Source organism: Pelagibacterium sediminicola, assembly GCF_003390885.1.
Classification (GTDB): domain Bacteria; phylum Pseudomonadota; class Alphaproteobacteria; order Rhizobiales; family Devosiaceae; genus Pelagibacterium; species Pelagibacterium sediminicola.
Genome location: NZ_QMEL01000002.1, coordinates 466,176 through 483,713 on the forward strand (window position 1 = coordinate 466,176; position 17,538 = coordinate 483,713).

Consider the following 17,538-nt stretch of genomic DNA (forward strand, 5'->3'; position numbering starts at 1 on the left):
CGTCAGGCCGCTTGCGCGACCTTCCTCAAGCTTTGTTCGATCAGCTCGCGGCTGAGGGGACTTTCCCCGATGACGACGAGACGTGTCACCTGCTCCTCGCCATCCTGCCACGGGCGGTCGAAATAGGCGCTGATGCGCGGGCCGACGGCCTGGATGGCAAGGCGGGCCGTTGCGCCGGGGATGGCGGCAAAGCCTTTGAGGCGCAGGATATCGTGGGTGGCGATGGTGTCGCCGAGACACGAGAGAAGCTGGTCGCGGCTCGGCCCGGAAGGCAGGGTCAGCGAGAAGCTGTCGAAATCGTCGTGCTCGTGGCCTTCCCCATCGTGCTCCAGCTCGTGATGGCTTTCGCGGCCCTCGAGGTGATCTTCGGAGCCGATGCCGAGGCCCAGCAGGGCGCGGGTGTCGACATGGCCGTTGGCGGCGCGCACGATGCCGGTGCCGGGGCGCATGTGTTCGCGCAGCTCGTTTTCGACGGCGGCCAGCGCGGCCTCGTCGATCAGATCGGTCTTGTTGAGGACGATCATGTCGGCGGCGACGAGCTGGTCCTCGAACAGTTCGCCGAGCGGCGTTTCGTGGTCGAGCATTTCGTCGGCCCGGCGCTGGGCGTCGACGGCGTCCTCGTTGGAGGCGAAACGGCCTTCGGCAAGTGCTGCGGCATCGGCGACTGTCACTACGCCGTCGATGGTCACCTCGGCCTTGATCTCGGGCCAGTTGAAGGCACGGATGAGGGGCTGGGGCAGCGCAAGGCCAGAGGTTTCGATGACGATGTGGTCGGGCCGGTCGGGGCGCGCCAGAAGCGCGGTCATGGTGGGGATGAAATCGTCGGCCACGGTGCAGCAGATGCAGCCATTGGCAAGCTCGATCATATCCTCCTCGCGGCAGGTTTCGTCACCACATCCGGCAAGGATATCGCGGTCCACCCCGATATCGCCGAATTCGTTGATGATGAGCGCGATGCGCTTGCCGCCCGCGTGAGCCAGAAGGTGGCGCACGAGGGTCGTCTTGCCCGCGCCGAGAAAACCGGTGATGACGGTGGTGGGTATTCTGGTCTGTGCCATATCAAACTGCTCCGATGCGTCCGCCCGACGCGCCTGGGTTGAAGCCTTGGGCAAGCGCCCGGGCCTGAGGGTCGTGCTGGCAGGTCTCCTGGCTCGCCGCTCTCCCTGGAATCGGCTCTCGCGCACCTTCCCGGCGATCGATATCGCCAGTGGCACCGCGCGAGATCCATCGCGGCTTACAGTTGCGGGGGCAGCCACGGTTTTGGTCCCTTTTGGGTCGTCCGCACCGTGTTCCCTTTTGCTTCCCCAACCGACTCTTGCAACGAATGGGGAACCAACACGATTAGATGAGTGGCACGTGGCGCAAGGGCGAGTCAATCGCGCTTGCCGGTTTGCATCGGTGCGGTCACTCGCCTATCAATTTGGCGACGGCATGGAGGATGAAGATGAAGACGCGGCGACTGGGTAAAACCGGGTATGAGGTTTCCGAGATCGGGCTGGGCTGCTGGCAGCTCGGGGGAGATTTCGGGCCGATGGGGGATGACGAAGCCTCCACCATCCTTGCCACCGCCGCGCAGGCGGGGATCAATTTCTGGGATACGGCCGATGTCTATGGAAACGGGCTTTCCGAGCACCGAATCGGCGCCTTTTACGGCAAGCCCGAGGAACTGGTGATCGCGACCAAGGTGGGGCGGTCGGACACGCTTTATCCCGACAAATATACCAAGGCCGGCATGCGCGAGAGCCTTGAAGAATCGGCAAGGCGGTTGGGCGTCGAAACACTCGATCTCGCCCAGCTTCATTGCGTGCCGCCGCACGTCCTCAAGGAAGGCGAGATTTTCGGCTGGCTCAACGATCTCGTCGAGGAGGGGCTCATCCGCCATTACGGGGCCAGCGTCGAGACGATGGAAGAGGCGTTCGTGTGCCTCGAGCACGAGCGGCTGGCGAGCCTGCAGATCATTTTCAACCTCTTCCGCCAGGACGCCAACGAAAAACTGCTCGACGCGGCAAGGGCGAAAGACGTGGGCATCGTCGTGCGCCTGCCGCTCGCCTCGGGGCTTTTATCGGGCAAGTTCAGCGCCGATACGACGTTCGCCCCGACCGACCAGCGCCATTATAATCGCGACGGGGAAGCGTTCTCGGTCTGCGAGACATTCGGCGGCATTCCGTTCGGCAAGGGGGTGGAACTGGCCGAGGGACTGCGGGCGTTGATGCCCGAGGGGATGAACATGGCGCAGTTGGCGCTGCGCTGGATTCTCGACCACGAGGCCGTTTCCTCGATCATCGCGGGAGCATCGCGGCCCGAGCAGGTGACGGTCAACGCCGAGGCGAGCGATCTGCCGCCGCTTTCCGCGGGCCTGCACGAAAAGCTCAAGGACTATTACCGGACCGGGGTGCGGCCGCATATCCGTGGGCCGATCTGACAGCATCCGCCGTAAACCCACCACAATCGCCATGCTCAATCGGCGGGCGGCAGGGCGTCGATCATGGGGATATCACAATGGATTTTCTGGGCAGGATTGTTGCTGCGGCACTGATTGCCGTTGGCCTTGCGGGCGCGGGGTGGCTTGGCGGGCAGGCGCTGATCGAAAGCCGCCAGCCGATCAGGACCGTGACGGTCAAAGGGCTTTCCGAGCGACCGGTGATGGCCGATCTTGGTTTCTGGCCCATCAAGTTCGTCGCGACCGGGCCAACGCTCGAAGATGCGCGGGCCGAACTGGAACGGGCCGACGCGGCGGTGCGGCGGTTCCTTGAGGGCCAGGGCTTTACCAACGACGCGATGCGCGTGCAGAACATCCTCGTCGAGGACCGGCTGGCGGGCTACAACGCCTCCAACACGCCGGACCTTGCCCGGTTCGTGCTGACCGAAGAATTTCTCGTCACCTCGAACGAGGTCGAGATGATCGCCGAGGCGGCGCGCAATGTCGGCGAGATGCTGCGCGAGGGGGTGGTGTTTTCATCCGACAGCTACAATGCCGGGCCATCCTACGTCTTTACCGGGATCAACGATCTCAAGACCGACATGCTCGCCGAGGCAACCCAACGGGCCCGCGAGGCGGCAGAAGAGTTCGCACGCGAAGCCGGGGCGAGCGTGGGGACGATCCAGACCGCCAATCAGGGGGTTTTCGAGATTCTTGCGGCGGTGGAAATTCCCGACCAGCGCAGCGAAAAGCAGATCGACAAGAAGGTGCGGGTCGTAACGACGATCACGTATTTTCTGGAGTAGCCGGGGCTTACAAAGACAACGACTTCACGCCGCGCATTTGCGGCATTGGCCTTTTATTTCCATCGTGGTGCGCGAGGGCCTGAAATCCTGCGCTTGAGTCCAGGCGATGAGGCGTTCGCGGACCGTGTCGTCGGAAAACTCCCAGACCTGCCGGCACGTCTCGCAGATGGCGAAGGCGATGATTTCTGAGGTGTGCTCGTGAGGGTGGGCGCAGAGGATGAAGGCGTTGAGGGTTTCGAGGCGATGGGCGAGACCCATGTCGAGGAGCTTGTCGAGCGCGCGATAGACCTGGAGTGGGGCGCGCAGGCCGTCGGTGCGCAGTTCATCGAGAATCGCATAGGCGCTGATCGGACCTTCGGCCCTTTCCAGCGCGCCAAGAACGAGCGACTGGTTGCGGGTTAGATCGGTATGTAGGGTCATGTGGATGGTCCTTTCCCACCCATGGGCAAAAGCGAGGTGAGCGTGAAAACGCCAAGCGCGGCGACGACGATCGAGGGGCCTGAGGGCGTATCGAAATGGAGCGAGGCCCAAAGCCCCGCAAGGACGGCGGCGACCCCGCCGAGGGCGGCGTAAAGCGCCATCTGCTCGGGAGTTCTGGCCAGCCGCCGGGCCGCTGTCGCCGGGATGATGAGCATGGCGGTGATCAGCATGACGCCGAGGATCTTCATGGCGATGGCGATGAGCCCGGCCAGCAGCACCATGAAGACAAGGCGCGTGCGTTCGGGGTTGAGCCCTTCGGCCTGCGCGATTTCCTCCGAGACGGTGCCCGCGAGCATGGGCCGCCACAGCCAGGCGAGCGCGGCGAGCACAACCGCCCCGCCCCCATAGATCACGATGAGGTCCACCGCCGAGACGGCGAGGATATCGCCAAACAACAGCCCCATGAGATCGATGCGGACATTGGGCATCAGCGAGACCAGCACCAGCCCAAGCGCTAGCGCGGAATGGCTTAAAAGGCCGAGCAGGGAATCTGCGGAAAGCGTGCCCCGGCGCTGCAGGAACGCCAGGATCAGCGCAACGACCACCGCAATGGCAAAAACGCCGATGATCGGTGAAATGGAAAAGAACAGCGCCAGCGCGACGCCCAGAATGGCCGAATGGGCCATGGTATCGCCGAAATAGGCCATGCGGCGCCAGACGATGAAGCTGCCCAGCGGCCCGGTGACCAGCGCAACGCCAACGCCGGCAAGAATGGCGCGGGTGAAAAAGCTCTCAAGCATCCTGGTGTTTTTCCCCGTGCTCGTGTCCACAATGGGGGCCGTGGGCGTGATGATCGAAATGGAGCCTGCCCGCCGCATCGCGCACGGTGCCATCGGGCAGATGCGCGTGGTCGTGATCGTGGCGGTAGATGGCGAGCGTTTCGGCGCCCCGGGGACCGAAAAGGGCAGCATATTCGGAAGTCAGCGACACCGCTTCGGGCGTGCCCGAGCAGCAGACATGGCCATTGAGGCAGATGACCGTATCGGTGCGCGCCATCACCACGTGCAGATCATGGGAGATGAGCAGCACGCCACAGCCGGTGTCGTCGCGGATACGGCCGATGAGATCGTAAAGGGCGACCTCGCCGGAAAAGTCGACCCCCTGCACCGGCTCATCGAGCACCAGAAGGTCGGGTCTGCCGATGATGGCGCGGGCAATGAGGGCGCGCTGGAACTCGCCGCCGGACAGCGAATGGATCTGGGCGCCGGCGAGATGGGCGATGCCGACGCTGGCGAGCGTTGCGGCGATTTCGGATCTCGAACGGCGCCCGGTCAGCGCGAGCAAGCGGCTGACCGTCATCGGCAGCGAACGGTCCATGGCTACTTTTTGCGGAACATAACCCACGCGCAGCCCCCGCGCGCGCCAGACCTCACCCTCATCGGCGGGGACGATGCCGAGCGCGATCTTTACGGTTGTCGACTTGCCCGAACCGTTGGGGCCGATGAGCGTCACGATCTCGCCCCGGGCGATCGACATATCGACGCCGCGCACCAGCCAACGCCCGTCGCGGTGCACGCCCGCGCCGGCGACCCTGACGATCTCGTCGCGTAAGGAGGGCTTTGAATTTTCCATGATCTTGTTCGTCGAAGGTGTTGACATGGATATAAATGTTATAGCATTACATGGCGAACGTTATGACATAACATAGATTGCCGGAGCGCCATATACAATGTCGAAAACCACCATGGCGCTCGTTGCGCCTGCCATCATCGCCCTTTTTGCAGCCAGCCCCGCGCTTGGCGCGCCCAATGTGGTGGCGAGCGTCAAACCGCTGCATTCGCTTGTTGCCGCCGTCATGGACGGCGTGGGGACGCCGGAGCTTCTGGTCGAGGGGGCGGCGAGCCCCCACGGCTTTTCGCTGCGGCCCTCGGATGCCGCCAAGCTTGAAAGCGCCGATATCGTTTTCTGGATCGGCGAAGATCTCGAGACCTTCCTGCCCGGTCCGCTAAGCTCGCTTGCGGGCGATGCGAAGATCGTCGAGATGATGGACCAGGAGGGCATGACCATTCTGGGCCTGCGCGAAGGCGGACTGTTCGAGGCTCACAGCCACGATCACGAAGATCGTGAAGAGCATGACCACGCAGACCATGACGGGCATGATCATGGGCATGAGGGGCATAACCACGAGCACGAGCATGACCACGGGCACGACGATCATGGCCATGATCATTCGCATGACGATCATCCCCATGAGCACGGAGACGGACATATCTGGCTCGATCCGCAGAACGCCCGGCTGATGGTTGCAGTCATCACCGATACGCTGATTGCCGCCGATCCCGACAATGGAGAAACCTACAACGCCAACGGCCAGGCGGTTGCGGCGCGGATCGACGCGCTTCAGACAGAGATCGATGCGGCCCTCGCCCCGGTTCGCGGCAAGCCGTTCTTCGTCTTTCACGACGCCTACCACTATTTCGAGGCGCGGTTCGACATCGAGGCGACGGGGACATTTACCGTCAACCCCGAAATCGCGCCCGGTGCTGCGCGGTTGACGGAGATCCGCGAAAGGGTCGAGGCGAGCGCGGCGGCATGCCTTTTCGCCGAGCCGCAGTTCAGCCCGGCGGTGATCGAAACCATCGCGGAAGGGACCTCGGCGCGCGTGGGCGTGCTCGATCCACTGGGCGCGGAAATCGAGAACGGGCCCGGACTTTATCCGACCCTGCTCAGCGCGCTGGCCGACAGCCTTATCGACTGTCTTGCCGATTGAGTCGGCCTGCCATTTCAGGGGGCCCTTGAAGATGAAGAAGGCACCAAGGGGAGAAGGACAACTCCTTGGATGTATCGGCTTTCGAGCCCCCCCTCTCTCCCTGAGGGAGAGGGGGGCTGCGGTGCTCGCGCAAATCGCGGGATCAAGCCACCTTGGAAATATCGGGCACCGCCTCGAGCAGCATTTTTGTATAGTCCGCTTGCGGATTGCCGAAAATCTCCTCGACGGGGCCGCTTTCGACCAGCACCCCGTTATGGAGCACGCCGACCGCATCGGCCATCTGGCGCACGACCGCCAGGTTGTGGCTGATAAGAAGGTAGGTGAGGCCGAATTCTTCCTGCAGCGCCGTCATCAGTTCGAGCACCTGCGCCTGCACCGAAACGTCGAGGGCCGAGGTGGGCTCGTCGCAGATGATGATTTCGGGCTGGCTCGAGAGAGCGCGCGCGATGGCGACACGCTGGCGCTGACCGCCGGAAAATTCGTGCGGATATTTATTCATCACGCCCGGATCGAGCCGGACCTTGTCGAGCAGATCGGCCACGCGGTCGTTGATCTCGGCGCGGCTGGAGGTGAGGCCCAGCGCGCGGATCGGCTCTGCGATGATCTCCCCCACCCGCCAACGCGGATTGAGGCTGGCGTAGGGGTCCTGGAAGATCATCTGGATCGAACGGCGACGCTTGGCAGAGGCGCCCTTGTCCTTCCAGATGTCGGTGCCTTCGAGCTTGACGCTGCCGGCGGTGGGTGGCTGGAGGCCGACCATCATGCGGGCGCAGGTCGATTTGCCCGACCCCGATTCACCCACGAGGCCATAGGTCGAGCCGCGCCCGATGGTAAAGCTCACGTCGTTGACGGCCTTGACGATCTTGCGGTTGCCGCCAAAGAGGCGCGAAAAGACCGATGGCGAAAGATCGAACTCGCAAAAAAGGTTCTCGACGCTGACGAGGGGAGCGGTATCGTCATTGGCGGCGACGACTTCGCCCCGGGCGGCAGCGGCGGCGTAGCGCGGATTTTGCGACTTGATCGAGGGAATGGCCTCGATCAGCTTGATCGTATAGGGCTCCCTGGGGCGTTTGATGATGTCGCCCACCGTTCCGGTTTCGACGATCTCGCCCTTGTTCATGACGATCATGCGGTCGGCCGCTTCGGCGATGACGCCCATGTCGTGGGTGATGAGCATGACGCCTACCCCGCGCGAGGCGCAAAGGTCTTTGAGGACCTTGATGATCTGGGCCTGCACCGAAACGTCGAGCGCCGAGGTGGGTTCGTCCGCGATGACGAGATCGGGCTCGGCGGCGAGCGCGAGCGAAATCACAACGCGCTGGCGCATGCCGCCCGAGAACTGGTGCGGATAGGCGTCGATCCGCTCCTCGGGGCTCGGGATGCCGGCTTCCGCCAGAAGCTTGATGGCGCGTTCGCGGGCCTGGGCATTGTTGAGCGGTAAATGGCGCTGGATGGTTTCGACGAGTTGCTCGCCCACCGTATAGAGGGGGTTGAGGCTGGTCAGCGGGTCCTGCATCACCATGCCGATGCGCTTGCCGCGAATCTTGCGGAAACCCTCTTCATCGAGGCCATCGATACGCTCGCCCATCAGCCGGATTTCGCTTGCGGAGACTTCGCCGGGCGGATCGACGAGCCCCATGATGGCGGTGCCGGTCATGGATTTTCCAGCGCCCGATTCCCCCACCACGCCCAGCACTTCGCCGGGCATGATATCAAAGGAGATACCGTTGACGGCGGTGAAGTCACCGCGCCGGAGGTGGAAGACGACCTTGAGGTCGCGAACCGAAAGAAGCGGCTCAGTCATCAGCGAAGCCTTGGATTGAGCGCGTCGCGCAGCCAGTCGCCCAGAAGGTTGACCGAAAGCGCAAGCAGAATGAGCGTGAAGGCGGGAAAGGCGAGAATCCACCATTCACCCGAGAACAGGAACTGCTGGCCGATGCGGATGAGCGTGCCCAGCGAGGGCTGGGTGGGCGGCACTCCGACCCCGAGATAGGAAAGGGTCGCTTCCTCGATGATGGCCAGCGCAAGACCGATGGTCGCAATGACCAGCACCGGCCCGATGACGTTGGGCAGGATGTGCTTGATGAGGATGAAGAACGGAGGCACGCCCATGATGCGGGCCGCCGAAACGTAATCCTTTTGCCGTTCCACCATGGTGGCGCCGCGCACGGTGCGGGCGAACTGCGCCCAGTTGGAAAGCCCGATGGCCAGCACCAGCACCCAGAGCACGACATTTTCCTGCTGGCTGGCCGGAATGAGCCCCCGCGCCACACCAAAGATCAGGAGCGCGATGAGGATGGCGGGAAAGGAAAGCTGGATATCGGCGATGCGCATGATCACCGTATCGAGCAGGCCGCCCCGATAGCCCGCGACAAGGCCCAGCCCGACGCCCAGCGTCATGGCGAAAAGGGTTGCGGAAAGCCCCACGAGCAACGAGACGCGCGAACCATAAAGAATGGTCGAAAGCACGTCGCGGCCCTGATGATCCGAACCGAGCAGGAAGTAATTGCCGGCAAACGAGGAGGACATGGGCTTGGTAAAGCCGTCCATCAGGTTGAGCGTACGCGGGTTGAACGGGTCGTAAGGCGCGATCCATGGCGCAAGGACGGCGGCAAGGATCAGCCCCAGAGCCACGATCGAGGCGAGGATCGCGATGGGGGAACGGCGATACGAAAAAACGATGTCGGAATCGAAAAACCTTGCGATCCTGCCCTGGCGCCCTTCGGGAGTTGCGATGTCTGTCACGGCTTATCTCCCACCCGCAACGCGAAGGCGCGGGTCCACGATGTAGTAGAGAACGTCGACGATCAGGTTGATGGCGACGAAGATGAAGGCGACAAACATCAGGTAGGCCGCCATGACGGGCACGTCGACCACCGCGACCGAGTTGACAAAGAGCGAGCCGACGCCGGGCCACTGGAAGACGGTTTCGGTGACGATGGCGAACGCAATCACCGAGCCCAGTTGCAGGCCCGTGATGGTGATGACCGGAACCAGCGTATTCTTGAGCGCGTGACCGAAGTTGATGGCGCGCTTGGAAAGGCCGCGCGCGCGGGCGAACTTGATGTAGTCCTGGCGCAACACCTCAAGCATCTCGGCGCGCACCAGCCGCATGATGAGCGTCATCTGGAACAGTGAGAGCGTGATGGCAGGCAGGATGATCGAGCGCAGGCCGGATTCGGTGAGGAAACCGGTGCGCCACCAGCCCAGATTGACCACTTCCCCGCGCCCAAAGGAAGGCAGCCATTTGAGTTCGACGGCAAAGATGTAGATAAGGCCGATGCCGATGAGGAAGGTGGGCAGCGACACGCCGACCAGCGAAGCGGACATGATCGCGCCGGTCGACCAACTCCTGGGACGGAGCGCGGTAAAGACACCCAACACCAGCCCCACGGCCAGCGCCATCGTCGCCGAGACGAGCGCCAGCTCGATCGTTGCGGGCAGACGCGACAGGATAAGTTCGGTCACCGGCTGCTGCAGGCGGTAGGAAATGCCGAACTGCCCCTGGAGAGCGTTTGTGATGAAGCGGAAGAACTGGACATAGAAGGGATCGTTGAGGCCCAGACGGTCCCGCAACGCTTCCTGATCGGCGATCGAGGCTTCCTGCCCGACCATGGAGATGATGGGATCGCCCACATAGCGGAACATCAGGAAGGATACGACTGCAACTACGAGCATCACGACGATGGACTGCCCGAGCCGCCTCAGTATGAAGGCCAGCATTGTGTGGTCTCCGGTAGAGAAGCGCCGCGCCGCAACCTCAAAAGGTCATGGCGCGGCGTTTCAAGCGCGTAGCGGGTTACTCGAACGTCACCGTGGTCAACATCGGCTGGTTTTCCGGATGAACCGGCAGCGTGATGTCGGAACGCATCGCGTAAGCGAGAACCTGATTGTGGACCGGCAGCAGGACGCGATCCTCCTGAACCGTGGTCCAGATTTCATGGACCAGCGCGTCACGGGCCTCCAGATCGGTCATGGTGCCCAGTGACCGGATTTTTTCGTCCAGCTCGGGGTTTTCATAAAGACCGATATTGTAGGTGCCGTAATTGTCGAACTCGGCGGTCTTGGAGTGGATCAGGTCGTTGAAGATATAGGCCGAGTCAAAGGTCGGCACGCCCCAGCCAAGGAGATAGAAGTCTGTCTCATTGTTGAGAATGAGCGGGGAGTGCTGGGCGACGGGACGCGAACCGAGAGACACCTCGATGCCGATCTGTCCGAGCATGCCCACGACGGCCTGCGAAATGGCCTCGTCGTTGACATAGCGGTCGTTCGGGGTGTCGAGGGTCACCGAGAAGCCATCGGCGTAGCCTGCTTCGGCCATCAGTTCACGCGCACGCTCGACATCGGTCGGCGGGCAGGCGTCGAATTCGGGCGCCCAGCCGGCAACGAACGGCGGGTTGGCGACACAGGTGGGGATCGACTGGCCGCGCATCACGACCTGGCGGATCGCATCACGGTCGATGGCAAGGCTCATGGCTTCGAGCACCCGCACATCGTCGAACGGATTGGCGCCATCGGTGCCCGAGATGGAAGTACCATCACGCAGGTCGCCGAAGCGGTAGCCGAAATAGATGATACGGTTCTCAGGGCCGGTTTCGACCTTCACGCCATCGGTGGACGCCAGACGCTCGATGTCCTGGACGGGAACGTCCTGAACGATGTCGACTTCGCCCGAAAGCAGCGCGGCGACGCGAGTCGCGGCATCGGCGATGGGCGTATAGACGATCTCGGTGACTGCGGGGGCGTCGGCCCAATGGTCCTCAAAGACCCGCAGCACGGAACGCACGTCCGGATCGCGCTCGACCAGAACATAGGGACCGGTGCCGTTGGTGTTGCGGACGGCGTAGTTGTCCTCGCCGGCGCCGAAATCCTGCACCTCGACGACGTCGTTTTCCTCGGACCAGTCCTTGTCCATCATGAACGTGTTGGTCACGTTGTTGGGATAGAGCGGGGACGGCCCGGCCATCTGCACTTCAACGGTGTGGTCGTCGACCGCGCGGATCTCGACCACATCAGCGTGAAGCTGGCGCATGTTCGAGCCTTCGGACTTGGCGCGATCGAGCGAGAACACGACGTCCTCGGCGGTGAAGTCGGCACCGTTGTGGAACTTGACGCCTTCGCGCAGTTCAAAGATCCAGACCGTCTCATCGCCTTCCTTGACGTACCAGTCGGTGGCGAGGCGCGGCGTGAGTGTGCCTTCCGCGTCGCGATCCATCAGCGTTTCATAGATGTGGTGGTTGAAGTTGTGGGTCACGCCCTGGTTCTGGGAGTGCGGGTCCAGGGTCAGCGCATCGGAAGCGCGAGCCCAACGGACTGTTTCCGCGCTGGCGGCGCTAACGAGCACGGAGGAGGCCAGCAAGGCCACCGCGATGCCGGTCAGTGTCTTTTTCATGTCTGTTCATTCCCCTTGATATGCCTCACCGCCGGGAACGAGGCCCGGCGGTGAAGACTTATGCAAACAGAATACACCAAACGACACGGGCAGATCGAACAACCGACTCCCTCCTGGAGATCATCGCTGTCGAACGTGTCCGGTTAACTCGTATGGCGTTCTCTCTTTTTTGATATGCAGGGAACATCTTGCATGACGATCCCTCCCTGCGACTTGGGGCCCGCAACACGGAAAACGCATTGCATGCCGAGATCGCAACAAAGCGTCTTTTGTTTGATCGCGCAATGGGTATCTGGCACCCCTTTACGTCAATCAAACTGACCCTTCTTGACCTAATGGTCACAAAATCGAGGATTTACAGTGACTAAGGTGCGTACCGCAGAGTACTATCTTACTGGAAATACAGTAAAAAAATTTTGGTATTGCGATAGAACCGGATAGTCCGGCCCGGGTGACTTGCGGGCCATGCCGGTAAACCACCGGCGGCAGGGCGAATCTGCCCCTCGCACCGTTCAACGCGCCGATTTGCGTATATGGTCGAGAAGGACGTCCTTGGCCTCGTTAATGCGGGCGGCAAGAAAGGCCGAACCGCCATGGTCGGGATGGACTTTTTTCATCAACGTCCGGTGCGCCTTGCGGATATCGTCGGCGGTGGCGTCGGGCGTAAGACCGAGAATTTCGTAGGCGTCCTCGATGGCGGTCACGCCCGATGCGGCGCTGTGCATCTTCTCGCTGTCCGCCGCCCCATCGGTATCCATGCCGAACTGCTCGGCGAACCACTCGCGCCAGCCCGAGCGATTGGCGTCCAGCCAGCTCTCGAACAGGGCAAGGGAATCGGGGTCCCCATCCACCTCGTCATAAAGCGCCCAGCATTCTTCTGCGGAAAGCGAAGCCAGATCGCGGCCGGTGAACAGGCCCTCGCCGACCGTGCCCGAAACCGTTCCGGTTTCGTGATCAAGCCGCATGGACAGATACCGGCTTCTGACCGTGGAGACATTGCCGGGACTCGACATGCCCGCCCCGAAATCGATGGGACCAAGCCGTCCGCGTGTAAGGACCCCCGCTGCGGCAAATCCGATCATCGAGCCGATCATCATGTTCCCGCGTAGGGCAACGAACGATGCGACGACGGCAAGCATGCCGCCCACGACCCAGCGCAATGCGCGCACCAGCTTGCGGATTTCGCCCTGCACATAGAGAGAGTAAAGATAGATGGCCACAATGAGCACAGCCCCGCCGAGCAACACCCAGGTCATTTAAGTTGCTCGAGCAGCTTTTTTGCCTGCCCGCTCCCTTGAAGCCTGAGAGCCTGTCGTCCGCCGGCGGCGTAGGCAGCCACGGCCCGCAAAAGCGCGGCAAGCTCGCGCGGGGCGCTGGCATCGAAACGCGCATGGGCGCCTTTCGAGAGCCGGGCAAATTCCCGGAATGCGGTCTCGGCAGTCGGGTCGCGGCCTTCCTGGAACAGGAAGATCGGACACCCCAGAAGCCCGATCTCGCCCGCCTTCTGGGCAAGCTTGTCGATGTCTTCCTCCATGGCGTCCCCGACATAGACGATGGCGTTGATCCTTTTCTTTTTGTGCTCGGCGCGAGCATGGGAAAGGACCTTGGAGATCTGGGTGTGCCCGCCGCGGCATTCGATGCCGGTCATAAGGTTCGCCAGCGCGCGCGGATCGGCAACCCATTTGGAGGCGCGGCACTCGCCAAATCCTCGGAAATAGATGAGTTGAACGTTGAGCCCGCCGGAATCGGCGACCGCCTCGAACATTTCGGCCTGAAGCTGGCAGGCAAGATCCCAGGTGGGCTGGCGGCTCATTGTGGCATCGAGTGCAAAAAGCAGCCGGCCCTTGTCGCCCTCGCCGGTCTTCGATACGGCCATGGTGCCGACCTGTGCGATGAAATCGGCAACCGCACCCGATTGCGCGCGCGACCGGCGCGCCGAAAGAGCGTCATCGCGCTTGCTCGGTTGCTTTGTCTTCATGGCCCTTCCTGACTGGCTAGCAATATGGTCGCCATACGTCTGCATCGCAAGTGCAGACAAAAAGGCATTTCAATTCAGAAACTTGCTCTCGTTTTATTTTTGCGCCAAATTCCGGGTACGTTTCTTCACCCCGGCTGCGTAGAGTAAAATGCCCATATCCTCTCGGGGTTTCGCCCGAACCAGCCTGATTTTCATCTTAGTCGGCATGATCGCACTTGTGGGGATTGTCGCCACCTCGGTCTGGCTGGTGGAACGCACGCAGGTCTATTTCGAGGACGTGGTGGAGGCGCGCGATGCCCGTCAGGCTGCCGTCCAGTTGCGCAATCTGCTCCAGGACGCACAAAGCGGGCAGCGCGGCTACCTCTTGACCCGCGATGAAACCTATCTCGTTCCCTACCGCGCCGCCCTTGCGAGCATCCCGGGCGCCCTCATCCGGCTTGAAGCCGTTCTGACCCCCCACCCGCAGGCGACCGGGCCGCTGGTCGAGTTCCGGGCGCAACTGGACGCCAAGCTGGCCGAACTGACCCATACCGTCGAGCTGGGACAGACCGGCCAGTTCGTCGAGGCGATCGCGATCGTGAGGACCGATGAAGGCTTTGCGCTGATGGAGCAAATGCGGACTCTTCTCGATGCGGTGATCGCTGCAGCCGATGCCCTTTCGTTTGAAGGGGTGGTCGATCAGCGTGCGGCATGGAACAATCTACGGCTCGTTTCAGTCGTGGGCGGACTCGTCATCCTCGGCGTGGTCGGCGCGGCAGCGCTGACGGTGATCCGCTATACACGCGATCTCGAGACCGCGCGGGTCGAGGTTGAAACGCTCAATGCCGATCTCGAGGGGCGCGTTGCCGAGCGCACCACCGAATTGATGCGCGCCAATGAGGAGGTGCAGCGCTTCGCCTATATCGTGACGCACGACCTCAGGGCACCCCTGGTCAACATCATGGGGTTCACGAGCGAGCTGGAGGCGGCCATCGAACCGATCGGCAAGCTCATCGACCGGCATCCCGAAGACGCCGGCGATCCCGAGTTGGAAGCGGCCAAACTGGCGGCACGAGAGGATCTGCCCGAAGCAGTCGGGTTCATCCGCTCATCGACCCGCAAGATGGACGGACTGATCAACGCCATCCTCAAGATCTCGCGCGAGGGGCAGAGGCAGTTGAAGGCCGAACGGGTCGACCTTGCGGAAACCATCGAAACGGCCCTTGGTTCGGTCCGTCACCAGATCGATGAGCAGGACGGCCGGGTCGAGGTTTCGGTCAAGACCCCTCCGGTCTTCACCGACAAGCTGGCCCTCGAACAAATATTGGGCAATCTCCTCGACAATGCCATAAAGTACCATCAACCGGGACGGCCGACCGTGCTGGGCATCGAAGGCTGGCAGGAAGCGAATGGCCGCATCGTCATATCGGTCGCTGACAACGGGCGAGGCATCACCCCAGAAGACCATGAAAGAGTATTCGAGTTGTTTCGCCGCTCCGGCACCCAGAACATATCGGGCGAGGGAATCGGGCTTGCCCATGTTCGGATCATGGCCCGCAACCTCGGCGGGGATATCACTCTCACATCGACACCGGGCGAAGGCACGCGTTTCAACGTAACGCTGGCCCCCGATCTGCGCACAATCGTCAGGAACAAGGGATAGGAAATGGCCCAGGAATCCAGACCCGTCACCATCGTCATGATCGAGGATGACGCAGGTCATGCAAGGCTGATCGAAAAGAACATCAGGCGCGCGGGCGTAAACAACCCTATCGTGGCGTTCGGGACCGGAACCGACGCACTCGTCCATCTGTTCGGCGCGGACGGCTCGGGCGAGGTAAGTGCCGGACGCCATCTTCTCATCCTGCTCGATCTCAACCTGCCCGACATGACGGGGGTATCGATCCTCGAAAAGGTCAAGGCCAACGCCCATACCAAGCGCACGCCGGTGATCGTGCTCACGACCACCGACGACGAGCGCGAGATCCAGCGCTGCTACGATCTGGGCGCCAATGTCTATATCACCAAGCCCGTGGATTATGAGGGGTTCGCCAATGCGATCCGGCAGCTCGGGTTGTTCTTTTCAGTCATGCAGGTTCCGGAGACCGCATAGAATTGCCAAAAGGTCCCGCCAAGATTCTTTATATCGACGACGATCCCGCGCTGGGGCGCCTGGTCCAGAAGGCGTTGGGGCGGCAGGGCCGCGATGTCGAGCATATCACCTGCCCTGACGACGGGCTCGAGCGCATCCTGGCCGGCGTGTTCGACGTGGTGGTTCTCGATCACCAGTTCAGCAACGGGACGGGGCTCGAAATCCTCGAGGCCCTGGGCAAGCACCCCGAGGCGCCGCCGGTGGTTTACGTCACCGCCTCGACAGAGGCCGCAATTGCCGTGGCGGCGCTCAAGGCGGGCGCGGCGGATTACGTGCTGAAGGCGGTGGGGGAGGATTTCACCGCCCTGCTCCATACCGCCGTCGAACAGGCGATCGAAACCTCGCGGCTGCGTAAGGCCCGCGAGCAGGCCGAGCAGGAAATCCACGACGCCAAGGAGCGCGCCGAGCTTGCACTGGCCGAGGTCAACCATCGCGTCGCGAACTCTCTGGCGCTGGTCGCGGCGCTCGTACGGCTCCAGACCTCGGCGGTCGCGGACCCCGCGGCCAAGGAAGCTCTTCTTGAAACCCAGGGGCGCATCTCGGCAATCGCAGGCATCCACAAAAGGCTCTATACGACCGACGATGTACGGTTCGTCGATATGGACGCCTATCTCGCCAACCTCGCCCATGACATCCAGTCGACCATGTCGCTGGATGGGTCGAACGCGGAGATCCGGCTCGTTGCCGATCCCGTACGCCTGCCAACCGACAAGGCGGTGTCAGTCGCGGTGATCGTCAACGAGCTGGTGACCAATGCGGTCAAGTACGCCTACGTCCAGAGCGCGGGCGGCGAAATCCGCATCCTCGCCCATCAGCCGGCACCCGGCACTATCGATATCATCGTCGAGGACGACGGGGTAGGCTGGTCGGGTGAAGGCCCAGTCAAAGGCACCGGGGTCGGCTCCCGCGTCATTGCCGCAACCGCCAACGGGCTGGGCGCCACGCTCTCTTATGACGTTGTGGACAAGGGCACCCGGGCACGGCTCACGATCTCGATCTAGATCGAGATCGTTTCAGGTTCTTACCGAATCGTCGAGCTTCCCTAATTGCCGCGGGTTCGGCTGGACCCCGGGAATAAATCCCGGAGTGACAAGCGGGAATGGGGCAGGCATCGGCCAAAGCCGCCAATGCCATTCCGGGTCTCGTTCCCGGCATCCTGTCCAATGCAACCCCAACCGCCGCGGCAGGCTGTTCCCATCAAAACCTGAAACATTCCGGGGGCCATACTCAATCCAGCGCGGTCCTGCTGAAACGGCGACTATTCTTCGGTCGGCGCGCCAGGGGCATTCTTCTGGATCGACTGGGCGCAGTTGATGGCGTTACGCTTGTCGGTGTAGGTCTCTGAGATGACCATTGTTTCCCCGTTCGATGCAACGAAGCGTACAAAGAACTGGTCGTTCTTGGATTTTACGATCTCAAAGCGATAGCCCTTGCCCTCTTCGTCTTTCGTGAGATCCGCGATGGCGGCGGAGGGTGCATTTTTCTTGATGGAGTCGATACAGTTGATGGCGCTGGATTTCTGTTTGTAGCTTTCCGACCAGACCATGATCTCGGTGTTGTAAAGAAACTGGACGCCGAACTGGTCATCCTTGCGATCGACAATCTTGAATTTATGCATGGCC

Annotated in this window: 17 protein-coding genes and 1 riboswitch; of the genes, 6 read left to right on the plus strand and 11 right to left on the minus strand. The window is 62.1% G+C overall.

Going from position 1 to position 17,538, the window contains the following annotated elements; all coding sequences use genetic code 11:
* Window positions 1-2: 2 nt before the first annotated feature.
* Window positions 3-1,058, minus strand: a complete 1,056-nt coding sequence (cobW, locus tag DQG18_RS05435) for a cobalamin biosynthesis protein CobW (protein WP_116653206.1) — start codon at window positions 1,056-1,058, stop codon at window positions 3-5.
* A gap of 61 nt (window positions 1,059-1,119) precedes the next feature.
* A riboswitch (cobalamin riboswitch) is annotated at window positions 1,120-1,352 on the minus strand.
* 92 nt (window positions 1,353-1,444) lie between these two features.
* Here cobW and DQG18_RS05440 point away from each other — a divergent pair.
* A complete protein-coding gene (locus DQG18_RS05440; protein WP_116653389.1) occupies window positions 1,445-2,422 on the plus strand; it encodes an aldo/keto reductase in 978 nt (325 codons plus the stop codon).
* A gap of 77 nt (window positions 2,423-2,499) precedes the next feature.
* Complete coding sequence (locus DQG18_RS05445; RefSeq protein ID WP_116653207.1) at window positions 2,500-3,225, plus strand: SIMPL domain-containing protein; 726 nt, start codon at window positions 2,500-2,502, stop codon at window positions 3,223-3,225.
* Window positions 3,226-3,249: 24 nt separating this feature from the next.
* Here DQG18_RS05445 and DQG18_RS05450 read toward each other — a convergent pair whose 3' ends face one another.
* The 3 genes from DQG18_RS05450 to DQG18_RS05460 are packed head-to-tail and all read right to left on the minus strand — an operon-like array spanning window position 3,250 to window position 5,277.
* A complete protein-coding gene (locus DQG18_RS05450) occupies window positions 3,250-3,645 on the minus strand; it encodes a Fur family transcriptional regulator (protein WP_116653208.1) in 396 nt (131 codons plus the stop codon).
* Complete coding sequence (locus DQG18_RS05455) at window positions 3,642-4,445, minus strand: metal ABC transporter permease (RefSeq protein WP_116653209.1); 804 nt, start codon at window positions 4,443-4,445, stop codon at window positions 3,642-3,644. Before DQG18_RS05455 ends, DQG18_RS05450 begins: the two co-directional genes overlap by 4 nt.
* Window positions 4,438-5,277 (minus strand): ATP-binding cassette domain-containing protein, encoded by an 840-nt coding sequence (locus DQG18_RS05460; protein WP_116653210.1) that lies wholly within the window; start codon window positions 5,275-5,277, stop codon window positions 4,438-4,440. The genes DQG18_RS05455 and DQG18_RS05460 overlap by 8 nt, the downstream gene beginning before the upstream one ends.
* 97 nt (window positions 5,278-5,374) lie before the next feature.
* Here DQG18_RS05460 and DQG18_RS05465 point away from each other — a divergent pair, with 97 nt between their 5' ends.
* Window positions 5,375-6,415, plus strand: a complete 1,041-nt coding sequence (locus tag DQG18_RS05465) for a zinc ABC transporter substrate-binding protein (RefSeq protein ID WP_116653211.1) — start codon at window positions 5,375-5,377, stop codon at window positions 6,413-6,415.
* 142 nt (window positions 6,416-6,557) lie between these two features.
* Here the strand turns inward: DQG18_RS05465 and DQG18_RS05470 are convergent, their stop codons facing one another.
* The 6 genes from DQG18_RS05470 to DQG18_RS05495 form a co-directional block, all read right to left on the minus strand.
* Complete coding sequence (locus tag DQG18_RS05470; protein ID WP_116653212.1) at window positions 6,558-8,219, minus strand: ABC transporter ATP-binding protein; 1,662 nt, start codon at window positions 8,217-8,219, stop codon at window positions 6,558-6,560.
* Window positions 8,219-9,160, minus strand: a complete 942-nt coding sequence (locus DQG18_RS05475; RefSeq protein WP_116653213.1) for an ABC transporter permease — start codon at window positions 9,158-9,160, stop codon at window positions 8,219-8,221. The genes DQG18_RS05470 and DQG18_RS05475 overlap by 1 nt, the downstream gene beginning before the upstream one ends.
* A gap of 3 nt (window positions 9,161-9,163) precedes the next feature.
* A complete protein-coding gene (locus DQG18_RS05480; RefSeq protein ID WP_116653214.1) occupies window positions 9,164-10,138 on the minus strand; it encodes an ABC transporter permease in 975 nt (324 codons plus the stop codon).
* 76 nt (window positions 10,139-10,214) lie between these two features.
* A complete protein-coding gene (locus DQG18_RS05485; RefSeq protein WP_116653215.1) occupies window positions 10,215-11,807 on the minus strand; it encodes an ABC transporter substrate-binding protein in 1,593 nt (530 codons plus the stop codon).
* Between the two features lie 512 nt (window positions 11,808-12,319).
* Window positions 12,320-13,063: a J domain-containing protein gene (locus DQG18_RS05490; RefSeq protein ID WP_116653216.1), complete on the minus strand. Its 744-nt coding sequence runs from the start codon at window positions 13,061-13,063 to the stop codon at window positions 12,320-12,322.
* Entirely contained in the window at window positions 13,060-13,785 is a 726-nt protein-coding gene (locus DQG18_RS05495) for a VWA domain-containing protein (RefSeq protein ID WP_116653217.1), read from the minus strand. Before DQG18_RS05495 ends, DQG18_RS05490 begins: the two co-directional genes overlap by 4 nt.
* A 205-nt stretch (window positions 13,786-13,990) precedes the next feature.
* Between DQG18_RS05495 and DQG18_RS05500 the strand changes: the two genes are divergently transcribed.
* The 3 genes from DQG18_RS05500 to DQG18_RS05510 are packed head-to-tail and all read left to right on the plus strand — an operon-like array spanning window position 13,991 to window position 16,917.
* Window positions 13,991-15,427, plus strand: coding sequence for a sensor histidine kinase (locus DQG18_RS05500; protein WP_245958373.1), 1,437 nt, complete (start codon window positions 13,991-13,993; stop codon window positions 15,425-15,427).
* Between the two features lie 3 nt (window positions 15,428-15,430).
* Window positions 15,431-15,877, plus strand: a complete 447-nt coding sequence (locus DQG18_RS05505) for a response regulator (protein WP_116653219.1) — start codon at window positions 15,431-15,433, stop codon at window positions 15,875-15,877.
* A gap of 2 nt (window positions 15,878-15,879) precedes the next feature.
* Window positions 15,880-16,917: a histidine kinase dimerization/phosphoacceptor domain -containing protein gene (locus DQG18_RS05510; RefSeq protein ID WP_116653220.1), complete on the plus strand. Its 1,038-nt coding sequence runs from the start codon at window positions 15,880-15,882 to the stop codon at window positions 16,915-16,917.
* Between the two features lie 257 nt (window positions 16,918-17,174).
* Here DQG18_RS05510 and DQG18_RS05515 read toward each other — a convergent pair whose 3' ends face one another.
* On the minus strand, window positions 17,175-17,534 hold the full coding sequence (locus tag DQG18_RS05515) for a YegP family protein (RefSeq protein WP_116653221.1): 360 nt from the start codon (window positions 17,532-17,534) through the stop codon (window positions 17,175-17,177).
* Between the last annotated feature and the right edge of the window lie 4 nt (window positions 17,535-17,538).